Here is an 8,100-nt window from a genome sequence, read left to right as displayed (position 1 = left end):
GGGTCATCGCGGCTGCCCGCGCCGCCGGGATCGAGCGGGTCTACCTGGCAGGACCGGCGAAGGCACTGGCGGCCAACACCGACACCGACCAAAAGCCGGACGACTACCTGACCATGAAAATCGATGCGGTGCAGGCGTTGTCGGACCTACTTACCCGATTGGGGGCTTGAGAACCATGACCGCCAGCACCTCACACAGCACCCTCGGCAGCTTCGCTGACGTCCCGCTGCACGGGCATCAGGACAGCGCACCGGCGGCTGAAGTCTCTGCGACCGCCGTCGCCGAGCACGTTGCGGCCGCCGCGGCCGCGCACGGCTACACACCGGAGCAGCTGGAGTGGCATACCCCAGAAGGCATCGCGGTCAAGCCGGTCTACACGGCCGCCGATCGCGCCGCCGTGCTCGCCGACGGCTATCCGCTGGACAGCTTCCCGGGCGAGGCGCCGTTCGTGCGCGGGCCGTATCCGACGATGTATGTCAACCAGCCGTGGACGATCCGCCAATACGCCGGGTTCTCCACAGCCGCGGACTCCAATGCCTTCTACCGGCGCAACCTGGCGGCCGGGCAGAAGGGCCTGTCGGTCGCCTTCGACCTGGCCACCCACCGCGGCTACGACTCGGATCACCCCCGGGTGCAGGGTGACGTCGGAATGGCTGGTGTGGCAATCGATTCCATCTTGGATATGCGGCAGTTGTTCGACGGCATCGACCTGAGCTCGGTCAGCGTGTCGATGACGATGAACGGTGCGGTGCTGCCGATCCTGGCGCTGTACGTGGTGGCCGCCGAGGAGCAGGGGGTGCCGCCGGAGAAGCTGGCCGGCACCATCCAGAACGACATCCTCAAAGAGTTCATGGTCCGCAACACCTACATCTACCCGCCGAAGCCGTCGATGCGGATCATCTCCGACATCTTCGGCTACACCAGCGCGAAGATGCCCAAGTTCAACTCGATCTCGATCTCGGGCTACCACATCCAGGAGGCCGGTGCCACCGCCGATCTGGAGTTGGCCTACACGCTGGCCGACGGAGTGGACTACATCAAGGCCGGCCTCGACGCCGGGCTGGACATCGACAAGTTCGCGCCCCGGTTGTCGTTCTTCTGGGGCATCGGCATGAACTTCTTCATGGAAGTCGCCAAGCTGCGTGCCGGCCGGCTGCTGTGGAGTGAGCTGGTCGCCCAGTTCAACCCGAAGAACCCGAAATCGCTGTCGCTGCGTACCCATTCGCAGACCTCGGGGTGGTCGCTGACCGCCCAGGACGTCTACAACAACGTGGCCCGCACCTGCATCGAGGCGATGGCCGCCACCCAGGGCCACACCCAATCGCTGCACACCAACGCCCTCGACGAGGCGCTGGCACTGCCCACCGACTTCTCCGCCCGCATCGCCCGCAACACCCAGCTGCTGCTGCAGCAGGAGTCGGGCACCACCCGGCCGATCGACCCGTGGGGCGGCTCCTATTACGTGGAGTGGCTGACCCACCAGCTGGCGCAGCGCGCCCGCGCCCACATCGCAGAAGTGGCAGCCCACGGTGGCATGGCCCAGGCCATCAGCGACGGCATCCCCAAACTGCGCATCGAGGAGGCCGCCGCCCGCACCCAGGCCCGGATCGACTCGGGGCGGCAGCCGCTGATCGGCGTCAACAAGTACCAGGTCGCCGAGGACACCGAGATCGAGGTGCTCAAGGTCGAGAACAGCCGGGTACGCGCCGAACAGCTGGCCAAACTGCAGCAGCTGCGCGCCGAGCGCGACGAAAAGGCGTGCCAGGCCGCGCTGGCCGAGCTGACCCGGGCGGCTGCGCTGTCAGGGCCTATCGGCCCACAAGGGGAAGACGGGCTGGGCAACAACCTGCTGGCGCTGGCCATCGACGCCGCCCGCGCCAAGGCCACCCTCGGAGAGATCTCCGATGCGCTGGAGAAGGTTTACGGGCGCCACCAGGCCGAGATCCGTACCATCTCCGGCGTCTACCGTGACGAAGTCGGGAAAGGCACCAACATCGCCAGCGCAACCGCCCTAGTGGAGAAGTTCGCCGAGGCCGACGGCCGCCGGCCTCGCATCCTGGTGGCCAAGATGGGTCAGGACGGGCACGACCGGGGTCAGAAGGTGATCGCCACCGCGTTCGCCGACATCGGATTCGACGTCGACGTCGGCGCGCTGTTCTCCACCCCCGACGAGGTGGCGCGGCAGGCCGCCGACAACGACGTGCACGTCGTCGGGGTGTCATCGCTGGCGGCCGGGCACCTGACGCTGGTGCCGGCGCTGCGCGACGCGTTGGCCGAGGTGGGCCGGCCCGACATCATGATCGTGGTGGGCGGGGTGATCCCGCCCGGCGACTTCGACGAGCTCTATGCCGCCGGAGCGACCGCGATCTTCCCGCCGGGCACGGTGATCGCCGACGCCGCCGCGGACCTGTTGCGCACGCTCGCGTCGCAGCGAGGCTACGAGCTCGGCGAACCCGACGGACCGGTCGCAGACCCGAAATAGATGGCTGACAACGTGGGCGACAGCGTCGCCGAATTGGCGGCAGCGGTGCGCGCCGGTGACCGCTCCGTGCTGCCCCGGGCCATCACACTGGTCGAGTCCACCCGCGCCGATCACCGCGAACAGGCCCAGGAATTGCTGCTGGCGCTGTCACCCGGACAGCAGGCGGACCCCGGGTCGACAGCCCGGCGGGTAGGGATCACCGGAGTGCCCGGGGTGGGCAAATCGACGACCATCGAGGCGCTCGGGATGCATCTCATCGAACGCGGGCACCGGGTCGCGGTGCTCGCGGTCGACCCGTCGTCGACACGCACCGGCGGTTCGATCCTGGGCGACAAGACCCGGATGCAGCGGCTGGCGGCACACCCGGACGCTTACATCCGCCCGTCGCCGACGTCGGGCACCCTGGGCGGCGTCGCCAAGGCCACCCGGGAGACCGTGGTGCTGCTGGAGGCCGCCGGCTTCGACGTGATCCTCATCGAGACCGTGGGCGTCGGCCAGTCGGAGGTGACGGTCGCGGGCATGGTCGACACCTTCGTCTTCTTGACGCTGGCCCGCACCGGCGATCAATTGCAGGGCATCAAGAAGGGTGTGCTGGAGCTGGCCGACCTCGTGGTGGTCAACAAGGCGGACGGCGAGCATCTCGCCGAGGCGCGGCTGGCCGCCCGAGAGTTGTCGGCCGCGATCCGGCTGATCTATCCGCATGAAACCATTTGGCGCCCACCGGTTCTGACGATGAGCGCGGTCGAGGGCAGCGGGCTCGCGGAAGTCTGGGAGACCATCGAGCGGCATCGACAGACGTTGATCGACGCCGGCGAGTTCGAGTCCCGGCGCCGCGCCCAGCAGGTGGACTGGACCCGGCAGTTGGTAGCCGACGCGGTGCTGGAACGGGCGCTGTCGGACCCGGCGGTGCGCGCGCTGCGCACCGAGGCCGAACGGCAGGTGCTCAGCGGTGATCTGACCCCCGCCCTGGCCGCCCAGCGAATCCTCGAGGCCATCTGGCATTAGCCGGCTCGGGCCCCGACTCGCGCGGTAACACGGCTTATGGGCACCGGCCGCGAGGTAGATTCTCAGCCATGACACAGCATCCCGGCGCTCGGCGCAGCGCGCTTCCGGCGAACGTCCACGGCGCGGCCGACCCGAACTTCGCCTGTGCCGTGCGCGCTTTCGCCGCCATGTTCCCCGGTCGCCGTTACGGCGGCGGCGCCCTGGCCGTGTATCTGGACGGCCGACCGGTCGTCGACGTGTGGACCGGGTGGTCGGACCGCGCGGGCCGGGTGCCCTGGTCGGTCGACACCGGCGCCATGGTGTTCTCGGCGACCAAGGGTGCTGCATCGACGGTCATCCACCGGCTGGTCGACCGGGGACTGATCGACTACGACGTGCCGGTCGCGCAGTACTGGCCGGAATTCGGCGCCAACGGCAAGGCCGGGATCACCGTCCGGCAGCTGCTGGGCCACCGGGTCGGGCTGACCCACCTGCAGGGCGCCAGCAGGGCGGACCTGCTCGACCACGCCACAATGGAGGCCCGGATGGCGGCCGCCGCGCCGGGGCGCGAATTCGGCAAGCCCGCCTATCATGCGCTGACCTACGGCTGGCTGATGTCCGGGCTGGCCCGGGCGGTCACCGGTACCGGCATGCGTGAGCTGTTCCGCGCCGAGCTGGCCGCGCCGCTGAACACCGACGGCCTGCACCTGGGCCGGCCGCCCGCCGACTGCCCGACCGTCGCCGCGCAGATCATCATGCCGCAGCGCAGCCGGCGGAACCCGATCGTCGACTTCGTGGCGCCCAAGGCGGCCGCCATGCTGCCCTACGGGGGATTCGGCGCGTTCTACTTCCCCGGGGTGATGGACACCGTGCGCGGCGACATTCCGTTCCTGGACACCGAGGCGGCCTCGCTCAACGGCGTGGCCACCGCACGGGGATTGGCGCGCCTCTACGGTGCGCTGGCCAACGGCGGGCAGCTCGACGGCACCCGGTTCCTGTCGCGCCGGCTGGTGGACGGTCTGACCGGTCGGCGCACCCTGGAATGGGACCGCACCGTCGGCGTTCCGCTGGCCTTCCACCTCGGCTACCACGCGATCCCGTTCGGCCAGGTGATGCCCGGCTTCGGCCATGTCGGGCTGGGCGGCTCGATGGGCTGGGCCGACCCGGCGACCGGGCTGGCGTTCGGATTCGTGCACAACCGGCTGCTGACCCCGTTCGTGGCGCTGGATCATGCCGGGTTCGTCGGGGTGGCCGCGCTGATCCGCCGCGCCGTTGCGGGTGGACGCCGGCGGGGGATCGACGCCGTCCCGCGGCTGGGAGCCCCGTTCGGCGACGCGGCGGCGGCAATCGGGTAGCGGGGCCACCGGCGGCGACCGCTAATGTTGCGCGAGTGACTGACCGTACGCCGAAGCTCTACATCTTCCCGCACGCCGGCGGATCGCCGCAGTACTACCTTCCTTTCTCCAAGGCGTTCACCACCGACGTCAAACGCATCGGAGTGCAGTACCCCGGCAAGGGCGGTAACCACGACCTCGGCGCCTTCACCAGTATCGAGGACCTCGCCGACCGGGTCTGCGAGAAGCTGGCTCCACCGGCCGACGAGTGCGCCGCCTTCTTCGGCCACAGCATGGGCGCCCTGCTGGCCTTCGAGGTGGCTCGCCGATTCGAAGCGAACGGCACCAGGATCGCGGCGTTGTTCGTCTCCGCGGCGGGGGCGCCGGGCCGGGCCGGCTACGACAACATCGGGGACTCCGATCGCGGCCTGCTCGAGGCCGTCAGCCAGATGACCGGGGTCAACCCCGAGTTCCTGGAGAACGAGGAGTTCGCGGCGAAAATCCTCCCGACCTTGCGCGGGCTGAAAGCCATCGCCAACTACGACTGCCCGCCGGAGGCCCGGGTGTCGTGTCCCATCGTCGCTTTCCACGGCGACGAAGACGACGTCGCGACCGCCGACAAGGTGGCCCCCTGGGCCGAGCGCACCACCGCGGAGTTCAGCGCCCGAACGTTCACCGCGCCGGGCCACCACTTCTACCTCAACGACCACTTGCCGGAACTGGTCGGCGACATCGAAGCAAAACTGGCGGCTTACTGCCAGCGATGACGGGCGAGCGCGGCCCCGCCCCGCCTTGACTGTGAGTTTGCTGTTGGTACCGGTGTGACCGCTGGTGCTGTTAGTGACTTCTGCGCTAACATCCCGGGTCTGCCTCGTTCGCGCTGTAAGGGACCTGGAAATTCCTTGTCAACAGTGCCTACGTGGTAGCCTCCGCGGGAGGGAAACGCCTGGGATGTCGGGGTCCAAGGAGTTTTTGCGTAGGTTCCAAACATCCAGAAGGGGTACCCGTGTCGATGGTCGAACCACCCGTTCCGGCCGCATGGGCCGCGCGATCTCGGCGACCGGATGTACCCGCCCTCCTCTTCGACCGGCTTGGCGGGCAACCGGCCGCGGGTGAGGCTGACGCACTCAGCTGAGCGGGCCGCGCCACGTTGCCCACCGGACCCGATCCCGGGGAAGCATCCCAAATGTCGCTAATCCAATTGCATACCTCCCGCTGTGCAGGGGCGCCGCGCAGCGAAACCGTAAGTTCGGACGCCACACGTGACGACTCTGGACGGGGCCGAACTACTGAGCAGGTGAGGTCCGCGGACCTGACAGCACAAGGAGAAATCATCGCTATGCCGGTTACTCAATCGCATATCCCGAGCCTGTTGGCCGAGCGTGCCAGCGAAAAGCCGGATGCGCCTGCGTACACCTTCATCGACTTCGACGTCGACCCGGAGGGCTACCGCGAGACGGTGACCTGGTCGCAGCTGCGTGACCGGGCGCGGGTGGTGGCGGCCGAGCTGGCGACCTGTGCCTCGCCCGGCGACCGGGTGGCGCTGCTGGCCCCGCAGAGCATGGAGTACATCATCGGTTTCTACGGCGCGCTGGAGGCGGGAATGATCGCCGTGCCGCTGCCGGTGCCGATGTTCGGGGCGCATGACGAGCGAGTGACGGCGGCACTGCGCGACTGCACCCCGGCAGCGATCCTGACCACGTCGGCGGCGGTCGGCGACATCGCCAACTCGATCCGCGACCTGGGCGGGAAACCGCCGGTGGTGATCGAGGTCGACGCGCTGGACCTCGACTCCGAGCCGGCGGTGGCGCCCACCACCACCGCGCACACCAAGATCGCCTTCCTGCAGTACACCTCCGGTTCGACCCGCACCCCTGCCGGTGTCATGGTCGGCCACCACAACGCGATCGAGAACATGCGGCAGATGATTGCCGACACCTTCGAGGACCGCGGCAAGACGGTGCCGGCCGACACCACCCTGGTGGCATGGCTGCCCTTCTACCACGACCTGGGCCTGATGTGCGGCATCATCTTCCCGCTGGTCGGGGGCCACCAGGCGGTGATCTTCAGCCCGATGGCGTTCCTGGCCAAGCCGGCCCGCTGGATGCAGCTGGTGGCCAGCTATCCCAACGCCTACACCGGCGGACCCAACTTCGCCTACGAGCTGGCCGTCCGGCGCACCTCCGATGAGGACATGGCGGGCCTCGACCTGGGCCAGGTCCATACCTTTGCGTTCGGCGCCGAGCGGGTGCACGCGGCGACGCTGCGGCGGCTCATCGAGCGGTTCGCCAAGTTCAACCTCAACCCGGCGGCGCTGCGGCCCGGTTACGGCCTGGCCGAGGCCACCGTCTACCTGACGTCGAACACCCCGGGCAGCCCGCCGCCGACCCCGCGCTTCGACTACACCAAGCTGGCCGACGGCATCGCCGAGCCGAGCGGACCCGAGGGCGGCGTCGAGCTGGTCAGCTGCGGTGTGCCGCGGGCCTGCACCGTCCGCATCGTGGACCCCGACACCCAGACCGAGAACCCGGAGGGCAAGGTCGGCGAAATCTGGGCGTACGGCCCCAACCTGGCGGCCGGCTACTGGCACAACCAGCAGGCCACCGAGGGCACCTTCGGCGGAAAGCTGGTCGACCCCTCGCCCGGCACGCCGCAGGGCCCCTGGCTCAAGACCGGCGATCTCGGCGTCATCTCCGGCGGCGAGCTCTACATCGTCGGCCGGATCAAGGACCTGCTGATCGTCGACGGCAAGAACCACTATCCGGACGATATCGAGGCCACCGTGCAGGAGATCACCGGTGGGCGTGTCGCTGCGGTGTCCGTATCGAACAGTAGGTCGGAGCAGCTTGTTACGATCGCCGAGTTCAAGAACAAGGGGGGCTCGGACGAGGAGGTTGCCGACAGGCTGAACGAGGTGAGGCGGAAGGTCACGGCCGCGCTGTCGAAGGCGCACGGCCTGGCGATTGGCGATCTGGTTCTGGTTCCGCAAGGCGCCATCCCGATCACAACCAGCGGCAAGATCCGCCGCTCCAGCTGCGTGGAGATCTACCAGCGGGACGGATTCGACCGACTGGATACTTCCGCTCGGTCAGTGTGATGCGATGACGGGCTGCTCGCGCGGCTTTCGGGGAGGTTGAGTTGAGCGAGATGAACGCTGTACCGGCCGGGGGGCCGGATCGCCGGGCGATTGTCGCTGAGGCGCTGCGCAAGATTGATGATTTGACTGCGCGGTTGGCGGTGGCGGAGGCCGGTGATACCGAGCCGATCGCGGTGGTGGGTTTGGGTTGTCGGTTGCCTGGC

7 protein-coding genes are annotated in these 8,100 nt (G+C 68.7%); all 7 read left to right on the top strand.

Annotated elements, in window-relative coordinates; genetic code table 11:
• A partial coding sequence (locus DQP56_RS25395; protein ID WP_165825095.1) for a hypothetical protein occupies window positions 1-170 on the top strand: 170 nt, incomplete at its 5' end.
• A gap of 5 nt (window positions 171-175) precedes the next feature.
• Window positions 176-2,482: a methylmalonyl-CoA mutase gene (scpA, locus tag DQP56_RS20765; RefSeq protein ID WP_112688669.1), complete on the top strand. Its 2,307-nt coding sequence runs from the start codon at window positions 176-178 to the stop codon at window positions 2,480-2,482.
• Window positions 2,483-3,487, top strand: coding sequence for a methylmalonyl Co-A mutase-associated GTPase MeaB (meaB, locus tag DQP56_RS20760; protein WP_112688667.1), 1,005 nt, complete (start codon window positions 2,483-2,485; stop codon window positions 3,485-3,487).
• Between the two features lie 68 nt (window positions 3,488-3,555).
• Window positions 3,556-4,821: an esterase/beta-lactamase LipL gene (gene lipL / locus DQP56_RS20755; protein ID WP_112688665.1), complete on the top strand. Its 1,266-nt coding sequence runs from the start codon at window positions 3,556-3,558 to the stop codon at window positions 4,819-4,821.
• A 35-nt stretch (window positions 4,822-4,856) separates the two neighbouring features.
• Complete coding sequence (locus DQP56_RS20750; RefSeq protein ID WP_013829150.1) at window positions 4,857-5,567, top strand: thioesterase II family protein; 711 nt, start codon at window positions 4,857-4,859, stop codon at window positions 5,565-5,567.
• Window positions 5,568-6,139: 572 nt separating this feature from the next.
• Window positions 6,140-7,897: an AMP-binding protein gene (locus tag DQP56_RS20745; RefSeq protein ID WP_112688663.1), complete on the top strand. Its 1,758-nt coding sequence runs from the start codon at window positions 6,140-6,142 to the stop codon at window positions 7,895-7,897.
• Between the two features lie 50 nt (window positions 7,898-7,947).
• The coding region (locus DQP56_RS25845) for a hypothetical protein (protein WP_435673893.1) at window positions 7,948-8,100 on the top strand (153 nt) is incomplete at its 3' end.

The sequence above is a fragment of the Mycolicibacter senuensis genome (genome assembly GCF_003284925.1).
Lineage (GTDB): Bacteria > Actinomycetota > Actinomycetes > Mycobacteriales > Mycobacteriaceae > Mycobacterium > Mycobacterium algericum_A.
Note: the sequence above shows the minus strand (reverse complement) of the source record. Positions and strands in the feature narration are given on the sequence as shown.

What these genes read in the sequence shown, in the direction of transcription:
- scpA (WP_112688669.1), top strand. Translation starts at nt 176, where the DNA reads ATGACCGCCAGCACCTCACACAGCACCCTCGGCAGCTTCGCTGACGTC.
- meaB (WP_112688667.1), top strand. Translation starts at nt 2,483, where the DNA reads ATGGCTGACAACGTGGGCGACAGCGTCGCCGAATTGGCGGCAGCGGTG.
- lipL (WP_112688665.1), top strand. Translation starts at nt 3,556, where the DNA reads ATGACACAGCATCCCGGCGCTCGGCGCAGCGCGCTTCCGGCGAACGTC.
- DQP56_RS20745 (WP_112688663.1), top strand. Translation starts at nt 6,140, where the DNA reads ATGCCGGTTACTCAATCGCATATCCCGAGCCTGTTGGCCGAGCGTGCC.